We start from the raw sequence: 17,721 nt of genomic DNA, 5'->3' as shown, positions 1-17,721 counted from the left end.
GCGCCTTCTAGCCGCCCAGCACCTCGCGGCGCAGGTGGGTCTTGAGGATCTTGCCGCCCGGGTTGCGCGGCAGCTCCGCGTCCCTGAACCAGATGTGCGCGGGGATCTTGAACTTGGCGATGCGCTCCACCAGGAAGGACTGAAGCTCCTCGGCGGTGGTCGAGGTGCCCGGCTTGAGCCGGATCACCGCGCCCACCTCCTCGCCCAGCTCGTCGTGCGGGACGCCGATCACCGCGGCGTCGTCCACCGCCGGGTGCTCGAACAGGGCCGCCTCCACCTCGGCGCAGTAGACGTTCTCGCCGGCCCTGATGACCATGTCCTTCGCTCGGTCCACGATGTAGACGAAGCCGTCCTCGTCGATTTTGGCCAGGTCACCGGTGTGCAGCCAGCCGTCGACGAAGGTCTGCGCCGTCGCCTCCGGCTTGTTCCAGTAGCCCATGATGACGTTCGCGCCGCGTACGCACAGCTCGCCCACCTCGCCGGGCGGCAGCTCCTCGCCCAGCGGGCCGGTCACCCGGATGTCGACCACGGCCGTGGGCAGGCCGATGCTGTCGGGCCTGGCCAGATAGTCGGGGCCGGCGTTGCCGATGGCCAGGCCAGTCGTCTCCGTCATGCCGTAGCCGTTGGAGGCGGCGCGGTCGGGCAGGTTCTCGCCGATGCGCTCCAGCAGCTTCGGCGGAGCCGGTGCCCCGCCGTAGCCGAGGGTGGTCAGCGACGACAGGTCGTACTTGACGAAGTCGGGATGCGACATCAGCTGCCACGCGTTGGTCGGCACGCCGATCATCGCGGTGATCCGCTCCCGCTCGATGAGCCGCAGCGCCTGCCCGGGGTCCCACTTGTACATCAGGACCAGGCCGCCGCCCGCGAACATGGTGGTGGTCAGCGCGGAGAAGCAGCCGGTGACGTGGAACAGCGGCACGGTCAGCAGCGTCACCCGGCGCGTGCCCGTCGCCGCGGCGACGTCCTTGCCCGCCAGCGCGACCCCCCGTATCAGCCCGTAGGCGAGGGTCATCGGCGATTGGCCCAGGTTGCGGTGGCTGCCCAGCGCCCCCTTGGGATGCCCGGTCGTACCGGAGGTGTAGAAGATCGTGGCCGGATCCTCGGGGGAGAGCCGGACGTCCGGCAGCGTCACATCCCCGCTGACCTCGCCCAGCACCTCGCCGAACGACCGCGCGCCCTCGGGCACCTCGCCTCTGGCCACGATCATCGGCACGCCGGTGTCCGCGAGCCGGACGGCCCGCTCACCGTCCACGATCAGCACCTTGGCGTCGCAGTCGCGCACGCCGTACGCCAGCTCCGACTCGGTCCACCAGGCGTTGAGCGGCACGGCGATCGCCCCGGCGGCTAGGGCGGCGGAGAAGGCCACCGCCCACTCTGGATAGTTGCGCATGGCCACGACCACCCGATCGCCCTTGGCCACGCCGTAGTCCGTCACCAGGCGGTTGGCCAGCGTCGCCGCCCGCCGGAAGTGCTCCTCGAAGGTGATGTGCTCGTCCTCGTAGACGAGGAACTCCTTCTCACCGTGGTACCTGCTCATCTCCAGCAGGGCGCGGAAGTGGCCTGGAGCGTGCTTCCAGGTCCGCACCCCCGTATCGCCGATCTCCTCCATCTCGAAAAGCTGGCCAGGACCGGTGAGCTGGGCTTGGACCTGGGCATGAGAAAGAGTCATGCGAAGTACTCCCGCGGTGGACGGCGCTATCGGATAAATCACAGTACCGACCGGTAGGTACGTCGCGCTAGAGCGCGAAATCCGGCTGAAACGGGGGGTTAACCGTCTCGCTATGTGAGCGCAATGGCGCGCCCAGCTTGCGTGTTCATGCCCTGGAGTGCATCATCGTCATAGTAAGGACATGAGTTTAGGTGCATGATTATGCAGGGGGTTGGGAATGAGAGCGGCGATCGCGGGAGCCAGCGGCTACGCGGGCGGTGAGCTTCTGCGCCTGCTGCTCGGGCATCCAGAGCTCGAGATCGGCACGCTCACCGCGGCCGCCAGCGCGGGCAGCGCGCTCGGCGCCCACCAGCCACACCTCCCGCAACTGGCCGACCGGATCATCGAGGACACCACCCCAGAAACGCTGGCCGGGCACGAGGTGGTCTTCCTGGCCCTGCCGCACGGCCACTCCGCCGCCGTCGCCGCCCAGCTTCCCGAGAGCACGATCGTCGTCGACTGCGGCGCCGACCACCGGCTCGCCGACCCGGCCGCCTGGCAGGAGTTCTACGGCGGCGAGCACGCCGGCACCTGGCCCTACGGCCTGCCCGAGCTGCCCGGCCAGCGCGAGGTGCTCAAGGACGCCAAGCGCATTGCGGTGCCCGGCTGCTACCCGACCTCCGTCATCCTCGCCCTGCTGCCCGCCTTCGCCGCCGGCCTGGCCGAGCCCGACGTGGTCGTCGTCGCGGCCAGCGGCACCAGCGGCGCGGGCAAGTCGCTCAAGCCCAGCCTGCTCGGCAGCGAGGTCATGGGCTCGGTCAGCGCCTACGGCGTGGGCGGCGTCCACCGCCACACCCCGGAGATGGAGCAGGCGCTCGGCGCCGTCGCGGGCACGCCGGTCCGGGTGTCGTTCACCCCGACGCTGGCCCCGATGAGCCGCGGCATCCTGGCCACCTGCTCCGCCCCCGCCGCGCCCGGGCTGACCAAGGCCGCCGTGCGCGAGGCGTACGAGAACGCGCTGGCCAAGGAGCCGTTCGTCAACCTGCTGCCCGAGGGCACCTGGCCCGCCACCGCGATGACCTACGGCGCCAACACCGCCGCCCTGCAGGTGACGCTCGACGAGCGCGCGGGCCGCGTGGTCGCCGTCATCGCCATCGACAACCTCACCAAGGGCACGGCCGGAGGCGCGATCCAGAGCGTCAACCTCGCACTCGGCCTGCCGGAAGAGCTCGGCCTCCCCCTGACAGGAGTTGCTCCGTGAGAGAGCGCAGCGCACCAACCGACACAGCAGTCCAGCGGCCGGCAGAGGAGAACGCATGAGCGTGACCGCTCCCCTCGGTTTCAGAGCCGCGGGCGTCGCCGCGGGCATCAAGTCCGGCGCCGCCCGTGACCTGGCCCTGGTCATCAACGACGGACCTAACCAAGCCGCGGCCGGTGTCTTCACCGCCAACCGCGTCAAGGCGGCCCCGGTCCTGTGGTCACAGCAGGTCCTGCGCGGCGGCCGGGTCCGTGCGGTCGTCCTCAACTCGGGCGGCGCCAACGCCTGCACCGGCCCCGAGGGCTTCCAGGACACGCACGCCACCGCCGAGAAGGCGGCCGAGGTGCTCCAGGACTCGGCGGGCGAGATCGCGGTCTGCTCCACCGGCCTGATCGGTGAGCGGCTGCCCATGGACGCGCTGCTGGCCGGAGTGGAGCGCGCCGCCGCGCAGCTGTCGCGCGACGGCGGGCTGGCCGCTGCCGATGCCATCCGCACCACCGACACCGTCTCCAAGATCTCCTTCAAGCGCGCCGACGGCTACATGGTGGGGGGCATGGCCAAGGGCGCGGGCATGCTCGCCCCGGCCCTGGCCACCATGCTCTGCGTGATCACCACCGACGCCGACCTGACCGCGGAAGAGCTCGACACCGTGCTCCGCGAGGCCACCTCCAAGACCTTCGACCGCCTCGACGCCGACGGCTGCATGTCCACCAACGACACCGTCCTGCTTCTGGCCAGCGGTGCCGCCGGGGTCAAGCCGGACCTGGCGGAGTTCGGGCAGAAGGTCACCGAGGTCTGCGCCGACCTGGCCAGGCAGTTGCTGGTCGACGCCGAAGGCGCGTCCAAGGCCATCGCCATCGAGGTGGTCGGCGCGGCGTCGGAGGACGACGCGGTCAAGGTCGGCCGCACCGTCTCCCGCTCGAACCTGCTCAAGTGCGCCATCCACGGCGAGGACCCCAACTGGGGCCGCGTGCTGGCCGCCGTCGGCACTACCGACGCCGTCTTCGAGCCCGACCGGCTGAACGTGGCCATCAACGGCATCTGGATCTGCCGCGGCGGCGCGGTCGGCGATGACCGGAACAAGGTGGACATGCGCCCGCGCGACGTGACGATCACCATCGACCTGTCGGCGGGCACCCACTCGGCCACCGTCCACACCACCGACCTGACCGCGGACTACGTCCACGAGAACTCGGCGTACTCCTCATGAGGACCATCACCGCCCACACCAAGGCGGACACCCTCATCGAGGCCCTGCCCTGGCTGGCCCGCTTCCACGGCGCGACCGTCGTCATCAAGTACGGCGGCAACGCGATGATCGAGGAATCCCTCATGGAGGGCTTCGCCGAGGACATCGGCTTCCTGCACTACGCCGGTCTGCGGCCGGTCGTGGTGCACGGCGGCGGCCCGCAGATCAGCAAGCACCTCGACCGGCTCGGCATCGAGTCGACGTTCACGGCCGGGCTGCGGGTCACCACACCCGAGGCCATGCAGGTGGTCAGGATGGTCCTGGTCGGTCAGGTCAACCGCGACGTCGTCGGCCTGATCAACCGGCACGGCCCGCTCGCGGTCGGCATGTCGGGCGAGGACGCCCACCTGTTCACCGCCGAGCGCAAGCACGCGCTCGTCGACGGCGAGCACGTCGACATCGGCCAGGTGGGCGAGATCGTCAAGGTCGACCCGGGCGCCGTCCAGGCCATGATCGACAACGGCCGCGTCCCCGTCGTCTCCAGCGTCGCCCGCGGCGAGGACGGCGAGATCTACAACGTCAACGCCGACACCGCCGCCGCCGCGCTGGCCGTGTCCCTCCAGGCGCAGAAGCTCATCGTCCTGACCGACGTCGAGGGCCTGTACGCCGGCTGGCCCGACGACACCGACGTGATCGACAAGCTCGACGGCGCCGAGCTCGCGGCCATGCTGCCCTCCCTGTCCAGCGGCATGAAGCCGAAGATGGAGGCCTGCCTGACGGCGGTCCAGGGCGGCGTCCCCCAAGCGCACATTCTCGACGGCCGGGTCTCCCACTCGCTGCTGCTGGAGATCTTCACCGACCAAGGAATCGGAACCATGGTGATGCCCTGATGAACCTTCGCGACAGGTTCGAACAAGCCTTCATGCCCAACTACGGCGTCCCGCCGATCGCCCTGGCACGAGGCGAGGGCACCCGCGTGTGGGACGTCGACGGCAGGGAATATCTCGACTTCGTCGGCGGCATCGCCGTCAGCTCGCTCGGCCACGCCCACCCGGCCCTGGTCGAGGCGGTTTCCAAGCAGGTCGCGACGCTCGCGCACACCAGCAACCTCTACCTGCACGAGCCGGAGGTGCTGCTCGCCGAGCGGCTGCTCGGCCTGCTGAACGCCCCCGGCCGCGTCTTCTTCGCCAACTCCGGCACCGAGGCCAACGAGGCCGCCTACAAGCTCGCGCTCAAGTACGGCAGGCGCGACGGCCGCACCTACTTCGTCGCCGCCGAGAACGGCTTCCACGGCCGCACAATCGGCGCCCTCTCGCTGACGGGCAAGAAGTCGATCCGCGACCAGTTCGGCCCGTTCCCGGTAGAGGTCCAGTTCGTCCCGTACGGCGACGCCACCGCCCTCAAGGAGGCCGTGACCGGCGACTGCATCGCGGTCTTCCTGGAGCCCACTCAGGGCGAGGCAGGCGTGGTCCCGCCGCCCGACGGCTACTTCGCGGCGGCCCGCGAGATCTGTGACTCGACCGGCGCGCTGCTGGTCGCCGACGAGATCCAGTCCGCGATCGGCCGCACCGGGCACTGGTTCGCCCACCAGGCCGACGGCGTCACCCCCGACATCCTGACCCTGGCCAAGGGCCTGGGCGGCGGCCTGCCGATCGGGGCGTGCGTCGGCTTCGGCGACTCGGGCCGGCTGTTCGACAAGGGCGATCACGGCTCCACCTTCGGCGGCAACCCGGTCTCGTGCGCGGCGGCGCTGGCCGTGCTCGACAACCTCGACCTCGACCACGTGCGGACCACCGGAGCCCGGCTGCGGGCCGGGCTCGAAGCGGTGGCTCACCCGCTGCTGAAAGGTGTGCGCGGACGTGGGCTGTGGCTGGCCGCCGTGCTGGCCGAGCCGGTCTCCGGCAAGGTGCAGCAGGCGGCGGCCGAGGCGGGCTTCCTGGTCAACGCGCTGCAGCCGGACGCCGTACGGATCGCGCCGCCGCTGGTCGTGACGGCCGAGCAGGTCGACGCGCTGGTGGCCGCGTTCCCCGAGATCCTCGCCGAGGCGGCGAAATGACGGCGACTGTCAGGCACTTCCTGAGGGACGACGACCTGTCGCCCGCCGAGCAGGGCGAGGTTCTCGACCTGGCCGCCGCGATGAAGAAGGACCGCTACGGCTACCGCCCCTTCGAAGGGCCGCAGACCGTCGCCGTCCTGTTCGACAAGCCCTCGACCAGGACCCGGATCTCCTTCGCCGTCGGCGTCGGCGAGCTGGGCGGGCTCCCGCTGGTCATCGACGGCGGCAACTCCCAGATGGGCAGAGGCGAGCCGATCGAGGACACCGCCAGAGTGCTCGAACGGCAGGTCGCCGCGATCGTCTGGCGCACCGGCGCCCAGGCGGGCCTCGAGCTCATGGCCGCGGGCACCGCCGTGCCGGTGGTCAACGCGCTGACCGACGAGTTCCACCCCTGCCAGATCCTCGCCGACCTGCTGACCATCCGCGAACGGTTCGGCGGCGGGACGGGTGGGCTGACGCTGACCTATCTGGGCGACGGCGCCAACAACATGGCCCACTCCTACCTGCTGGGCGGCGCCATGGCCGGGATGCACGTACGGATCGGCGCCCCGGTCGGCTACCAGCCGGACGCCGTCATCCTCGACCGGGCCGCCGCCATCGCCGCGACGACCGGCGGCTCGGTGATCTCGCTGACCGACCCGGTCGCCGCCGTCCAGGGCGCGCACGTCGTCGCCACCGACACCTGGGTGTCGATGGGCCAGGACGGCAAGGACGAGCGGGTCCGCGCGCTCATGCCGTACCAGGTCAACTCCGAGCTCATGGAGCACGCCGCGCTCGACGCGATCGTGCTGCACTGCCTGCCCGCCTACCGCGGCTACGAGATCACCTCCGAAGTGATCGACGGCCCGCGCAGCGCGGTGTGGGACCAGGCCGAGAACCGGCTGCACGCGCAGAAGGCGCTGCTCCACTGGCTGGTGAGCACCGCGTGACCATCCCGATGACCAAGGTCGCGCGGCAGGCGAAGATCACCGACCTGCTGCAGCGGCAGGCCGTCCGCTCCCAGCCCGAGCTGGCCAAGCTGCTGGCCGAGAGCGGCGTGGAGGTCACCCAGGCCACGCTCTCGCGCGATCTGGACGAACTCGGCGCGCTCAAGCTGCGCGCCGAGGACGGCTCGCTGGTCTACGCGCTGCCCGGCGAGGGCGGCGGCCGCATCCGGGTGGCCAGGCTGGGCACCGGCGAGTCCCCGGCCGCCCGGCTGCACCGGATCGCCGAGGAGTTGCTGGTCTCCGCCGAGGCGTCGGCCAACCTGGTCATCGTCAGGACTCCGCCGGGCGCCGCCCAGTTCATGGCCTCGGCCATCGACCACGCCGACTGGGAGTCCATCCTCGGCACGGTGGCGGGCGACGACACGATCCTCGTGATCAGCCGCGATCCCCAGGGCGGGAGCGTCGTGGCCGAGGCCTTGCTGAGGATCGCCGCCCGGCGTACTTAGCCCGTTTACCAAGATTTTGGAGGTACCGATGACTCAGAGAGTGGTACTCGCCTTCTCCGGAGGTCTGGACACCTCCGTCGCGATCCCGTTCCTGGCCGAGAAGATGGACGCCGAGGTGATCGCCGTCGCCGTGGACCTGGGACAAGGCGGCGAGGACATGGAGGTGATCCAGAAGCGGGCCATGGACTGCGGCGCGGTCGAATCCGTCGTCGTGGACGCCAAGGAGGAGTTCGCGGCCGACTTCTGTGTGCCCGCGCTGCAGGCCAACGCCCTCTACATGGACCGCTACCCGCTCCTGTCGTCGCTGTCGCGCCCGCTCATCGTCAAGCACCTGGTGAGCGCGGCCAAGCAGTTCGGCGGCACGATCGTCTCCCACGGCTGCACCGGCAAGGGCAACGACCAGGTACGCTTCGAGGCCGGCCTGGCCGCGCTCGCCCCCGACCTGCGGGTCGTCGCCCCGGCCCGCGACTTCGCCTGGACCCGCGACAAGGCGATCGAGTACGCCGAGCAGCGGGGCCTGCCGATCGAGACCTCCAAGAAGAACCCGTTCTCCATCGACCAGAACCTGTGGGGCAGGGCCGTCGAGACCGGCTTCCTCGAGGACATCTGGAACGGCCCCACCGAGAACGTCTACGCCTACACCGCCGACCCGGCCGTCCCCCGTGACGCCGACGAGGTGGTCATCACCTTCGAGCAGGGCGTGCCGGTCAAGCTCGACGGGCGTTCGCTCACGCCGTACCAGGTGATCGACGAGCTGAACACCCGCGCGGGCGCGCAGGGCGTCGGCCGGATCGACATGGTCGAGGACCGGCTCGTCGGCATCAAGTCGCGCGAGGTGTACGAGGCGCCCGGCGCGATCGCGCTGATCACCGCGCACATGGAGCTGGAGAACGTCACCGTCGAACGCGACCTGGCCCGCTTCAAGCGCGGCGTCGACCAGCGCTGGAGCGAGCTCGTCTACGACGGCCTATGGTTCTCGCCGCTCAAGGACGCCCTCGACGCGCTCATCGCCGAGGCCCAGAAGCACGTCACCGGCGACATCCGGATGACTCTGCACGGCGGCAAGGCCACCGTCAGCGGCCGCCGCTCCGAGCAGTCGCTGTACGACTTCTCGCTGGCCACCTACGACACCGGCGACACTTTCGACCAGTCGCTCGCCAAGGGCTTCGTCCAGCTGTTCAGTCTGCCCTCCAAGATCGCCGCCGCGCGCGACGCGAAGAAAGGATGATGTGCACTATGGTCGCGGGGGACGAGAAGGAGATGACGGTGAGTGATGGCAAGCCGATGCGGCTGTGGGGCGGGCGATTCGAAGGGGGTCCCGCCGACGCGCTGACCCGGCTGTCGGTGAGCGTGCACTTCGACTGGCGGCTGGTGCCGTACGACCTGGCGGCGTCCAGGGCGCACGCCCGGGTGCTGCACAAGGCGGGGTTGCTGAGCGACGACGAGCTCGAACGCATGATCGGCGCGATCGATGACCTGGAGCGGGCCTGCAAGGCGGGCGAGTTCCGGCCGACGGTCGCCGACGAGGACGTGCACACCGCGCTCGAACGCGGCCTGCTGGAGCGGCTCGGCTCGCTCGGCGGCAAGCTGCGCGCCGGCCGCAGCCGCAACGACCAGATCGCCACCGATCTGCGCCTCTATCTGCGCGACCACGCCCGCACGATCGTCTCCCGGCTGGTCGAGCTGGAGACGGCGCTGATGGCCCAGGCCGAGCAGCACACCGACACGGCCGCGCCCGGCATGACCCACCTGCAGCACGCGCAGCCGGTCTCCTTCGGACACCAGCTGCTCGCGCACGTGCACGCCTTCGCCCGCGACATCGACCGGGTCACCGACTGGGACCGCCGCGCGGCCGTCTCGCCGCTCGGCGCCGGCGCGCTGGCCGGCTCGTCGCTGCCGCTGGACCCGGAGGCCGTGGCCGTCGAGCTCGGCTTCTCCTTCGCCGCGCTCAACTCCATGGACGCGGTGTCCGACCGTGACTTCGCGGCGGAGTTCCTGTTCGACGCGGCCCTGATCGGCGTGCACCTGTCGCGGCTCGGCGAGGAGATCGTGCTCTGGGCCTCGCAGGAGTTCCGCTGGATCGAGATGGACGACGCCTACTCCACCGGCTCATCGATCATGCCGCAGAAGAAGAACCCCGACGTCGCCGAGCTGGCCCGCGGCAAGTCCGGGCGGCTCATCGGCAACCTCATGGCGATGCTCACGACGCTCAAGGGCCTGCCGCTCACCTACAACCGCGACCTGCAGGAGGACAAGGAGCCGGTGTTCGACTCGGTCGACACGCTGCTGCTCGTCCTGCCCGCGATGGCCGGCCTGGTCGCCACCATGCGGGTCAACACCGCGCGCATGGAGGCGTCGGCTCCCGACGGCTTCGCGCTGGCCACCGACCTCGCCGAACTGCTCGTACGCCGCGGCGTGCCGTTCCGCGACGCCCACGAGGCGGTCGGCCACCTGGTGGTGTGGTGCCAGGTCAACGACAAGGACCTGGGCGACCTGACCGACGACGAGCTCAGCAAGGTCTCGCCGCACCTCACCCCCGACGTCCGCGACGTGCTCAACGTCCCCGGCGCCCTCGCCGCCCGCAAGGCCCACGGCGGCACCGCGCCCGACCGGGTCCGCGACCAGCTCGCCGCGCTGCGCGAGACGGTCGACGCCCAGGCGGCGTGGGCCGCGGGGGCCTAGCGCTCGGCATGGACTCCGGGACCCTGGACTCGGCACCCCTGCCGCGCAGCTTCTTCGACCGGCCGTCGCACGAGGTCGCGCCCGACTTGCTCGGGCGCGTGCTCGTGCACGGCCCGGTCGCGGTCCGGCTCACCGAGGTCGAGGCGTACGGCGGCCCCGGCGAGGATCCGGCGGCCCACACCTACCGGGGACGGACCCCCAGGAACGCGGTCATGTTCGGGCCACCTGGGCATCTGTACGTGTACTTCACCTACGGCATGCACTTCTGCGCGAACCTGGTGTGCCTGCCCGAGGACCACGGGTCGGCGGTGCTGTTGCGCGCCGGTGAGGTGGTGGCGCGGGCCGACGTGGCCCGCTCGCGCCGCTCAGGAGACGGCGACGGCCCGCCCGCCTCCGGGCGCAAGCCGATCGCGGACCGCGACCTCGCCCGCGGCCCCGCCCGGCTGGCGGTCGCCCTCGGGCTGGCGCGCGAGCACAACGGGCTCGACGCCGTATGGGAGGGTTCAGCCGCCGGGCTGCCCCGTTTGTCCGAGAAAGGCGGCGCTCAGCCCGAACACGCGGCGTGGCTCACCGGGCTCCCCAAGGGGACCGTGGCCGTGCTCGGCGGGCGGCCCGCGGAGGCGGACACGATCAGGTCGGGGCCGCGCACCGGGATCTCGACCGCCAAGGACACCCCGTGGCGGTTCTGGATCGACGGCGACCCGACCGTCTCACCGTTCCGGCCTCACGTGCCGCGCCGCCGCAGCACCGCGGCCACCTCGGTCGGGGAGGCACCCAGCTCGTGAGCGCTGAAGATGTGCAGCTGGTCGCCGGTGTCGATCTCCAGCATCTCGCTGCGCAGACCGTACCTCCTGCGTACGTCCACCTGCACGTCCTCGATCGCCTCCCACGGGACGTGCCGCCGGCCGGCGAAGCCGTGCACCACGGTGACGCCGCTCTCGTCGGCCGCCAGCCGTACCGGGACCAGGACGTCACGCAGCCCCATGGCCCCCACCAGCAGGGCGGCCGGCACGGCCAGCACCACCCCGCGTACATCACCCTGGAGATACCAGAACAGGGCGAGACCGGCACACGCCACAGCCCCTAGGATCTTGAAAACGGCCAGCTCGCGACGGACCTTCCACATGGCGACCGAGATTATCCAAGTGGCGGTCATCCGGCGCGATCGGGCACTCTGTAACCACTCGACGTCTCCTGGAAAGCCAGCACCGTGACCGACATTCTCGATGAGCTCGAATGGCGCGACGTCCTCGCGCAGACCACCGACATCGACGCCCTGCGCGCGGCGCTGTCGAAAGGTCCGATCACGGTCTATGCGGGCTTCGACCCGACCGCGCCGTCCCTGCACATGGGCAACCTGGCCACGCTGCTGATCCTGACCCGCTTCCAGCGGGCGGGCCACAAGCCGATCGGCCTGGTCGGCGGCGCCACCGGCCTGATCGGCGACCCCAGCGGCCGCAGCACCGAACGCGTACTCAACACCACCGAGGTCGTGGAGGAATGGGTCTCCCGGATCCGGGTGCAGGTGGAGAAGTTCCTGACCTTCGACGACAGCCCCACCTCGGCCGCGCTGGTCAGTAACCTGGACTGGACCGCCGAGATGTCGGCCATCGGCTTCCTGCGCGACATCGGCAAGCATTTCCCGGTCAACCGGATGCTCGCCCGCGAGTCGGTGGCGGCCCGGCTCGGCGGTGAGGGCCTCAGCTACACCGAGTTCAGCTACCAGATCCTGCAGGCCAACGACTACCTGGAGCTCTACCGGCGCAACGGCTGTACCCTCCAGGTCGGCGGCAGCGACCAGTGGGGCAACATCACGGCCGGCGTCGACCTGGTCAGGCGCGTCGAGGGCGGCCACGTGCACGCCCTGACCGGCAAGCTGATCACCAAGGCCGACGGCACCAAGTTCGGCAAGACCGCCGGTGGGTCGGTCTGGCTCGACGGCGCGCTGACCTCTCCCTACGCCTTCTACCAGTACTTCCTCAACGCCGACGACCGCGACGTGGTGCGCTTCCTGAAGGTGTTCACCTTCCGCGAGCGCGAGGAGATCGAGGCGCTGGAGAAGGCGGTGGCCGACCGCCCGTTCGCCCGCGAGGCGCAGCGGACGCTGGCCGAGGACCTGACCACGCTCGTCCACGGCGCCGACGAACTGGCGGCCGTCGTGGCGGCGTCCAAGGCGCTGTTCGGGCAGGGGTCCCTCGAAGAGCTGCCGGGCTCGACGCTGGCCGCGGCGCTGGCCGAGGTGCCGAAGGCGACGGTTGCGGCTCTCGGGGCGCCGTTCGTGGACCTGCTGGCGGACAGCGGGCTGGTGGAGTCGAAGTCGGCGGCCAGGCGGGCGGTGAAGGAGGGCGGCGCGTACCTCAACAACGTCAAGATCACCGACGAGTCGTACGTGCCTGAGGCCTCGGACCTGCTCCACGGGCGGTTCATGGTGCTTCGGCGCGGCAAGAAGGCGGTCGGCGGCGTCGAGGTCGGCTGACTTTTCTTGACCCTGTGCGGGCCCTTTCCCTTGTTGGGGGAAGGGCCCTGGGCTATTTGCGGGCGAACAGGGCGACGGTGAGGCCGGGCGTTTCCGCCGAGTGCCAGGACCCGGTCTGCTCGTAGCCCGCCTCCCGTACGGCCTTCACCCGCGGCAGCTTCTGGCCGGCGGACTTGACCCCGCGCCACACGACCCAGACCCGCTCCCGATCGGCCAGCGCGGCGGCGACGTCATCGCGCTCAGGAAAGCCGAACCCCTCCGCCTCCGGAGCGGCCCCCAGCCGCAGCACGTCGTCCGGCATCGACCCGTCACGGTAGTAGTCGAACCCCGCCCGCACCGAGCTCTGCCCGAACACGATCGCGTCCCCCGGCCGCGCCTCCACCTTCCGCACGGCCCACGGGAAGTCCTCGAAGCGCCCGTTGGCCTCCCGCACCTCCACCTGCTGCGGTACGCCCACCGCCACGGCGACCACCACCAGCCCGCAGCAGGCCACCACCCCTCCCCGCGAAAGACTCGCCACCGCGATCCCCGCCAGCAACGCCAGAGCGGGCGCGGCGACGAACAGGTACCGGTCCACATAGACCGGCGTCACCAGATGCGACACCGCCAGCAGCAGGACGGGCGGCAGCACCAGCCAGCCCAGCAGCGTCCCCGCCCACGCCCTGTTGCGAAGCAGCACCACACCGGCCAGCGCCACCACGAACAGCACCACCCCCACCTCGGTGCTCCCCGCCGCCATCTTCGGGAACTTCAGCAGCACCTCCGGCCCGCGCTGCGGGATCCAGCTGATCGCATGCCGCTCGCCGTACCCGACCAGACCGAGAACGAGCGCGGGCAGGCAGCCGACGGCGACCGCGGGCGCCCACCTCAGGAGCACGGTACGGCGGGGGAGCAGTGCTACGGCGGCGACCAATTGAGCGGGCAGCACGAGCACCGCGAACAGGTGCGTGCAGCACACCAACGCCACCGCCGACGCGTAGACCACCCAGGGCGCGCGCTCGGCCTGCTGCTCCGCCTGCGTGGCCTGCTGCTGGGCTCGCATGGCGCGGTGAAGGGCCCAGAACGAGAAGACCACCGCGGCGGCCGCGGGCGCGTACGAGCGGGCGAAGGCGCCGTAGTACGACACCGACGGCAGCGCCGCGAACAGCAGGCCGGCCGTCACCCCCGCCCACGTACCGTGCAGCCGCCGCCCCAGGTCCACCAGGAACCACACGGCGACCCCGATGGCCAGCGCCGACGGCAGCCGCAGCCACAGCTCCGCGGTCCCGGCCTTCGCCCAGAGCTGCATGAACAGGTAGTACGGCAGGAAATGACCATCGATGTGCCGCGCCAGCTCCCACAACCCCGGCAACGACCGGGACGCGGCGCTGATCGTGGCCAGCTCGTCACCGTTGAGAGAGGCGGAGCCCGAGCCGCTGAACGCCACGACTCCGCCGATTCCGGCCACCCACCACGGGCTTGACCTGCGCGAACGTACGACTGGCCGGGCTGGAGGGGCGAGGGTGGAGGCGGTGGTCACCGGGGCAGAATACGCGCATAGGCTCAGATTTATGCCTGAAGTGATCGTGTTTGACCTTTACGGAGTTATCGCCCGCGTCCAGACGGCTGACGCCAAACAGGGCCTCGTCGACCTTTCCGGAGTGCCGGGGGAGAGCTTCTGGGAGGCGTACTGGGGGTGCCGGCCCGACTATGACGCCGGTCAGGACGCTCTGGCGTACTGGGCGGCGGTCGCCGGACGGCTGGGCACGCGGTTCGCCGATGTGGACGCGCTGATGGCGGCCGACCTGGAGAGCTGGTGCCACGTGGACGACGAGATGGTCGCCGTGGTGCACGAACTGGCCGATCAGGGACGGACACTGGGGTTGCTGTCGAACATCGTCCCGGACCTGGTGCCGCTGTGGGAGGCGCGGCACGGTGACTGGCTGGGACGGTTCGCGTCGCTGACGTACTCGTGCCGGATCGGGGTGGCCAAGCCGGATCGGCGCGCGTACGAGATCTGCGCGCAGCGGCTGGGGGTGGAGCCGGGGGAGGCGCTGTTCTTCGACGACAACGAGGTCAATGTGGTCGCGGCTCGGGAGGCGGGGATGGCGGCGGAGCTGTTCGTCTCGCCGGCGCAGGTACGCGCGCTCACGCTTTCCGGTGGGTCTTGGCTGTCCGCGCCTTCGGGCGGGGTTCGATCCGTCGGCGCCGAGCGTGATTCGTGATGACGTCCCCCAGAGCGGTCTAGTTTCTCACTCGCTCAGCCCTGTGCGCCCGCGGAGGAACCGAACAACAAGATCGTTGATCCACAGGCGGGAGGGACGCCACCTGATTCGTTCGAGCAGCGTCGTTCCCGCGGTAACAGCCACGGCGCCGGCCCACGGGGCGCCGGGCTTGTCTTTCGCGTGGGCCTTGGCCAAGCCATCACCCACCCCCGGCGGTCGCGGGTGAGCCTGACCAGCCCCGCTCACCCGCATCGGTCTCACCCACTCGCAGATCTCGCTCACCTGCTGCGGTCTCGCCCACTCGCAGGTCTCGCCCACCCGTAGTGGTCTTGCACTCCCGCAGGTCTCGCCACTCATTCGCGGCGGTCTTGCGCTTCCCGGCCCGCTCGGGCGGCGGCTCGTGCCATGGCGGCCGCCCCGGGCTTCACCGGCTGGTCGCTGATCGTTTCACGAGCTGGTCATATGCGTCGTCACGGGTTGGTCGTACGTGTCGTCACTGGCTGGTCGTACGTGTCGGCCGGGCGACGATGACCACCCGCCGCTCCGCGTCGCCCACCGGCCGGTCGTACTGCAGGCCGTAGCGGGTGGCGAGCACGTCGAAGAAGTCGCCCGACGGGTCGGGGTCGATCCGCTCCACCACGGCTCGGATCTCCAGGTACCGGTACGGCTTGTCAGGGTCGTTGATGGAGACCGCCAGGTTCCCATTCGCCGCGACATTTCGGTATTTCTGGCGGTCCGTGGTAGTCGTGAAGCGCAGGAACTCACCGTCCCACACTGTCCAGACCGGGTTCACATGTGGCTTCCCGTCTGGCGCGATGGTGGCCAGATGCGCGAACAGCGGCCTGGTCAACAGGTCCAGATGGCTCTCAGGAATCACGTGACGCCTCCTCAATCGGGTGTACGGTTCTGCACATTATCAAAGCTTTGATAATCGTCAATGCTAGATTGCTTGTAGCATCTCGTGCCATGGGCATGCCCGCGGAGGAGCGCCTCGGCCTCGACATCAAGCGAGCCGAGCAGGAACTGATCGCCGCCAAGCAGGTCGCGGTCAGGCCCGCGGGGCTGACGGTTCCGCAATACGCGACGCTCTACGTATTAGCTGCCAACCCCGGCATCTCGGCCGCCGCTCTCGCCCGAGCCTGCTTGGTGACCCCGCAGGCGATGACCGTGGTGCTGAAAAACCTCGAGGCACGTGGGATGGTCGAACGTACGCCGCATCCATGGCACGGCAATGTCCTGGAGACCCGACTCACGGACGCCGGCCGCATCGCGCTAGAGGAGGCGGACGAGCGGGCGGTGCGGATAGAGCAGGCGATAGCGGACGAACTCACCGCAGAGGAGCGTGACACCCTCCGCTCCCTCCTCCGACGCTGCGGAGCGGCGATCGACCGGGCGTCCGGGCAACTGTGAAGGCTTGCCCTCGGCCCCTACACCGGGTGTCCCGTTGTGATGACGCCCTGCGGAGCGGTGTGGATTCTCGGCCGCTCGACCATGATCATCCCTGGTAGAAGCCATGTAACGAGATCGTGGATCGCCGCTCAGTGGGACATCATCCCTGCGGTGCCACATTCACCTGTTCGGTCCGCGCTCCTGTTCGGTCCGCGCTCCTGTTCGGCTCGCGATCCGTCTGGTCTGGGATCGGTCCGTCCGTCCGTCCGATCCATCTGGTCCGGGATCCGTCCAGTCGCGACCCGTCTGGCCGTCCGGCCGCTGTCCGGTCGCGATCCGTTTCCTCCAGGATCCGTTCCTGGAGGAGAAGCCGCAGCACCCCAAGAGCGACCTGGCGCTGATGGGTGTCTACTTGTTCACCCCGGCCATGCGCGAGGCCTGTCCCGCGATCCGTTCGGATGACGTCCCGCAGAGCGGCGTCGCTTCTCACCCGCTCGGCCCTGTGCTGCCACGTAGGAAAACGCACGGCGAGATCGTTGATCCACTCCTGGGCGGGACATCACCTCCGTTAGGCTCGCCCGCTGCCCCGGTCCGCGCTCTCCGCCGTCTGCCCGCTTCGTGGTCGGCCTGCTTCGCCCTTTGCCCGGCTCGCCCTCTGCTCCGGCTCGCCTTCTGCCCGGTCCGCAGTCGGTCCGGACCATCGTCGGTCCGGACCGCGCACAGGACGCAGAGTCGCCCGCCCCGCCCTATGGCTCATCTTGCTCATCCGCATGTCGGCAATGGCTTCCGAGCCTCGCCGTGCCCCGCCATCTCCCTCGCGGAAGCTAGGGACATGTCCTGCCATGTCCCTAGTTTCCGTGACTTGAACACCTCGAGTCTCCGATCTGCACGGCGTTTGCGCAGATCAGAACCGGCCTTGCTGGAGGTCCCGTGGAGACCTAGAGAGCGGGCGTGAACACCGATTTGACGTAGGGCGAACGGCGACCTAATCTTCTCTTCGCCCCGGGAGTGAGCCGGACGCCGATCAGGCGGACGGGCCCCCAGGGCGAACCCCTCGAGAAACGAGCCACTCGGCCAGGCGCTTCCATGCGCTCGCTGGCACGAGTCGTCTCGGGTGCGCTCAGATCGCCGGAAAATCGGTTGATTCGACAAGCCCAGGATGACACGGTAAGTTACGAGGGTTGCCCTGGAGACAGGGCGCACAATCTTAGACAGTTCGCCCAGCTTCAAGCAAGTCTCCGATTTGACGCGAAGCTGACGAGCTGGATAAGCTTAAGACACAACGAAATGAACGCCTCTCGCAGGTTGGGGAGTACGCGTCCGTTTCTTGAGAACTCAACAGTGTGTTAAAAGCCAGTGCATGATGCACAACCCCGTCATGTCCATG

Annotated in this window: 16 protein-coding genes; 12 read left to right on the top strand and 4 right to left on the bottom strand. The window is 69.9% G+C overall.

The annotated features are described in order from the left end of the window. Positions 1–7: 7 nt before the first annotated feature. Positions 8–1,669: a class I adenylate-forming enzyme family protein gene (locus tag ACIBO2_RS40675; protein ID WP_358545826.1), complete on the bottom strand. Its 1,662-nt coding sequence runs from the start codon at positions 1,667–1,669 to the stop codon at positions 8–10. A 211-nt stretch (positions 1,670–1,880) separates the two neighbouring features. On the opposite strand from ACIBO2_RS40675, the gene argC reads away from it, so the two are divergent. The 9 genes from argC to ACIBO2_RS40630 are packed head-to-tail and all read left to right on the top strand — an operon-like array spanning position 1,881 to position 11,050. Beyond that, the gene (gene argC / locus ACIBO2_RS40670) at positions 1,881–2,909 is read left to right on the top strand and encodes an N-acetyl-gamma-glutamyl-phosphate reductase (RefSeq protein WP_358545823.1); all 1,029 of its coding nucleotides are present in this window, start codon (positions 1,881–1,883) and stop codon (positions 2,907–2,909) included. Positions 2,910–2,964: 55 nt separating this feature from the next. Further along, positions 2,965–4,116, top strand: a complete 1,152-nt coding sequence (gene argJ, locus ACIBO2_RS40665; protein WP_358545820.1) for a bifunctional glutamate N-acetyltransferase/amino-acid acetyltransferase ArgJ — start codon at positions 2,965–2,967, stop codon at positions 4,114–4,116. Further along, positions 4,113–4,985, top strand: coding sequence for an acetylglutamate kinase (argB, locus tag ACIBO2_RS40660; RefSeq protein ID WP_358450312.1), 873 nt, complete (start codon positions 4,113–4,115; stop codon positions 4,983–4,985). The genes argJ and argB overlap by 4 nt, the downstream gene beginning before the upstream one ends. Further along, on the top strand, positions 4,985–6,151 hold the full coding sequence (locus tag ACIBO2_RS40655; protein WP_358545817.1) for an acetylornithine transaminase: 1,167 nt from the start codon (positions 4,985–4,987) through the stop codon (positions 6,149–6,151). Before argB ends, ACIBO2_RS40655 begins: the two co-directional genes overlap by 1 nt. Beyond that, positions 6,148–7,080 carry an ornithine carbamoyltransferase gene (gene argF, locus ACIBO2_RS40650; protein ID WP_397303830.1) on the top strand — a complete coding sequence of 311 codons (933 nt, stop codon included), beginning with the start codon at positions 6,148–6,150 and terminating at the stop codon, positions 7,078–7,080. The genes ACIBO2_RS40655 and argF overlap by 4 nt, the downstream gene beginning before the upstream one ends. 8 nt (positions 7,081–7,088) lie before the next feature. Continuing rightward, positions 7,089–7,583 carry an arginine repressor gene (locus tag ACIBO2_RS40645; protein WP_358450328.1) on the top strand — a complete coding sequence of 165 codons (495 nt, stop codon included), beginning with the start codon at positions 7,089–7,091 and terminating at the stop codon, positions 7,581–7,583. 28 nt (positions 7,584–7,611) lie between these two features. Then, entirely contained in the window at positions 7,612–8,811 is a 1,200-nt protein-coding gene (locus tag ACIBO2_RS40640) for an argininosuccinate synthase (protein WP_358545810.1), read from the top strand. Between the two features lie 32 nt (positions 8,812–8,843). After that, positions 8,844–10,265 carry an argininosuccinate lyase gene (argH, locus tag ACIBO2_RS40635; RefSeq protein WP_358545807.1) on the top strand — a complete coding sequence of 474 codons (1,422 nt, stop codon included), beginning with the start codon at positions 8,844–8,846 and terminating at the stop codon, positions 10,263–10,265. Positions 10,266–10,273: 8 nt separating this feature from the next. After that, positions 10,274–11,050 carry a DNA-3-methyladenine glycosylase gene (locus ACIBO2_RS40630; protein ID WP_397303828.1) on the top strand — a complete coding sequence of 259 codons (777 nt, stop codon included), beginning with the start codon at positions 10,274–10,276 and terminating at the stop codon, positions 11,048–11,050. Here the strand turns inward: ACIBO2_RS40630 and ACIBO2_RS40625 are convergent. After that, the gene (locus ACIBO2_RS40625) at positions 10,990–11,391 is read right to left on the bottom strand and encodes a PH domain-containing protein (protein WP_358545803.1); all 402 of its coding nucleotides are present in this window, start codon (positions 11,389–11,391) and stop codon (positions 10,990–10,992) included. The two genes, ACIBO2_RS40630 and ACIBO2_RS40625, sit on opposite strands and share 61 nt — an antisense overlap. An 84-nt stretch (positions 11,392–11,475) precedes the next feature. On the opposite strand from ACIBO2_RS40625, the gene tyrS reads away from it, so the two are divergent. Further along, positions 11,476–12,741, top strand: coding sequence for a tyrosine--tRNA ligase (tyrS, locus tag ACIBO2_RS40620; RefSeq protein ID WP_358545801.1), 1,266 nt, complete (start codon positions 11,476–11,478; stop codon positions 12,739–12,741). 52 nt (positions 12,742–12,793) lie between these two features. On the opposite strand, the gene ACIBO2_RS40615 is transcribed toward tyrS, so the two are convergent. After that, the gene (locus ACIBO2_RS40615; protein WP_397303826.1) at positions 12,794–14,260 is read right to left on the bottom strand and encodes a glycosyltransferase family 39 protein; all 1,467 of its coding nucleotides are present in this window, start codon (positions 14,258–14,260) and stop codon (positions 12,794–12,796) included. Between the two features lie 31 nt (positions 14,261–14,291). Here ACIBO2_RS40615 and ACIBO2_RS40610 point away from each other — a divergent pair, with 31 nt between their 5' ends. Beyond that, complete coding sequence (locus tag ACIBO2_RS40610; RefSeq protein ID WP_397303824.1) at positions 14,292–14,945, top strand: HAD family hydrolase; 654 nt, start codon at positions 14,292–14,294, stop codon at positions 14,943–14,945. Positions 14,946–15,438: 493 nt separating this feature from the next. Here ACIBO2_RS40610 and ACIBO2_RS40605 read toward each other — a convergent pair whose 3' ends face one another. Continuing rightward, positions 15,439–15,822 carry a PPOX class F420-dependent oxidoreductase gene (locus ACIBO2_RS40605; protein ID WP_358187081.1) on the bottom strand — a complete coding sequence of 128 codons (384 nt, stop codon included), beginning with the start codon at positions 15,820–15,822 and terminating at the stop codon, positions 15,439–15,441. 89 nt (positions 15,823–15,911) lie between these two features. Between ACIBO2_RS40605 and ACIBO2_RS40600 the strand changes: the two genes are divergently transcribed. Continuing rightward, entirely contained in the window at positions 15,912–16,355 is a 444-nt protein-coding gene (locus ACIBO2_RS40600) for a MarR family transcriptional regulator (protein ID WP_358545795.1), read from the top strand. Positions 16,356–17,721: the final 1,366 nt, after the last annotated feature.

The sequence above is a fragment of the Nonomuraea sp. NPDC050022 genome, from assembly GCF_044460705.1.
In the GTDB taxonomy this organism is placed as follows: Bacteria; Actinomycetota; Actinomycetes; order Streptosporangiales; family Streptosporangiaceae; genus Nonomuraea.
This window is presented reverse-complemented; position numbering and strand designations above follow the sequence as displayed.

What these genes read in the sequence shown, in the direction of transcription:
- ACIBO2_RS40655 (WP_358545817.1), top strand. Translation starts at nt 4,985, where the DNA reads ATGAACCTTCGCGACAGGTTCGAACAAGCCTTCATGCCCAACTACGGC.
- ACIBO2_RS40630 (WP_397303828.1), top strand. Translation starts at nt 10,274, where the DNA reads ATGGACTCCGGGACCCTGGACTCGGCACCCCTGCCGCGCAGCTTCTTC.
- argF (WP_397303830.1), top strand. Translation starts at nt 6,148, where the DNA reads ATGACGGCGACTGTCAGGCACTTCCTGAGGGACGACGACCTGTCGCCC.
- argJ (WP_358545820.1), top strand. Translation starts at nt 2,965, where the DNA reads ATGAGCGTGACCGCTCCCCTCGGTTTCAGAGCCGCGGGCGTCGCCGCG.
- ACIBO2_RS40675 (WP_358545826.1), bottom strand. Translation starts at nt 1,669, where the DNA reads ATGACTCTTTCTCATGCCCAGGTCCAAGCCCAGCTCACCGGTCCTGGC.
- ACIBO2_RS40610 (WP_397303824.1), top strand. Translation starts at nt 14,292, where the DNA reads ATGCCTGAAGTGATCGTGTTTGACCTTTACGGAGTTATCGCCCGCGTC.
- argH (WP_358545807.1), top strand. Translation starts at nt 8,844, where the DNA reads ATGACGGTGAGTGATGGCAAGCCGATGCGGCTGTGGGGCGGGCGATTC.
- ACIBO2_RS40640 (WP_358545810.1), top strand. Translation starts at nt 7,612, where the DNA reads ATGACTCAGAGAGTGGTACTCGCCTTCTCCGGAGGTCTGGACACCTCC.
- ACIBO2_RS40600 (WP_358545795.1), top strand. Translation starts at nt 15,912, where the DNA reads ATGGGCATGCCCGCGGAGGAGCGCCTCGGCCTCGACATCAAGCGAGCC.
- ACIBO2_RS40625 (WP_358545803.1), bottom strand. Translation starts at nt 11,391, where the DNA reads ATGTGGAAGGTCCGTCGCGAGCTGGCCGTTTTCAAGATCCTAGGGGCT.
- ACIBO2_RS40645 (WP_358450328.1), top strand. Translation starts at nt 7,089, where the DNA reads ATGACCAAGGTCGCGCGGCAGGCGAAGATCACCGACCTGCTGCAGCGG.
- argB (WP_358450312.1), top strand. Translation starts at nt 4,113, where the DNA reads ATGAGGACCATCACCGCCCACACCAAGGCGGACACCCTCATCGAGGCC.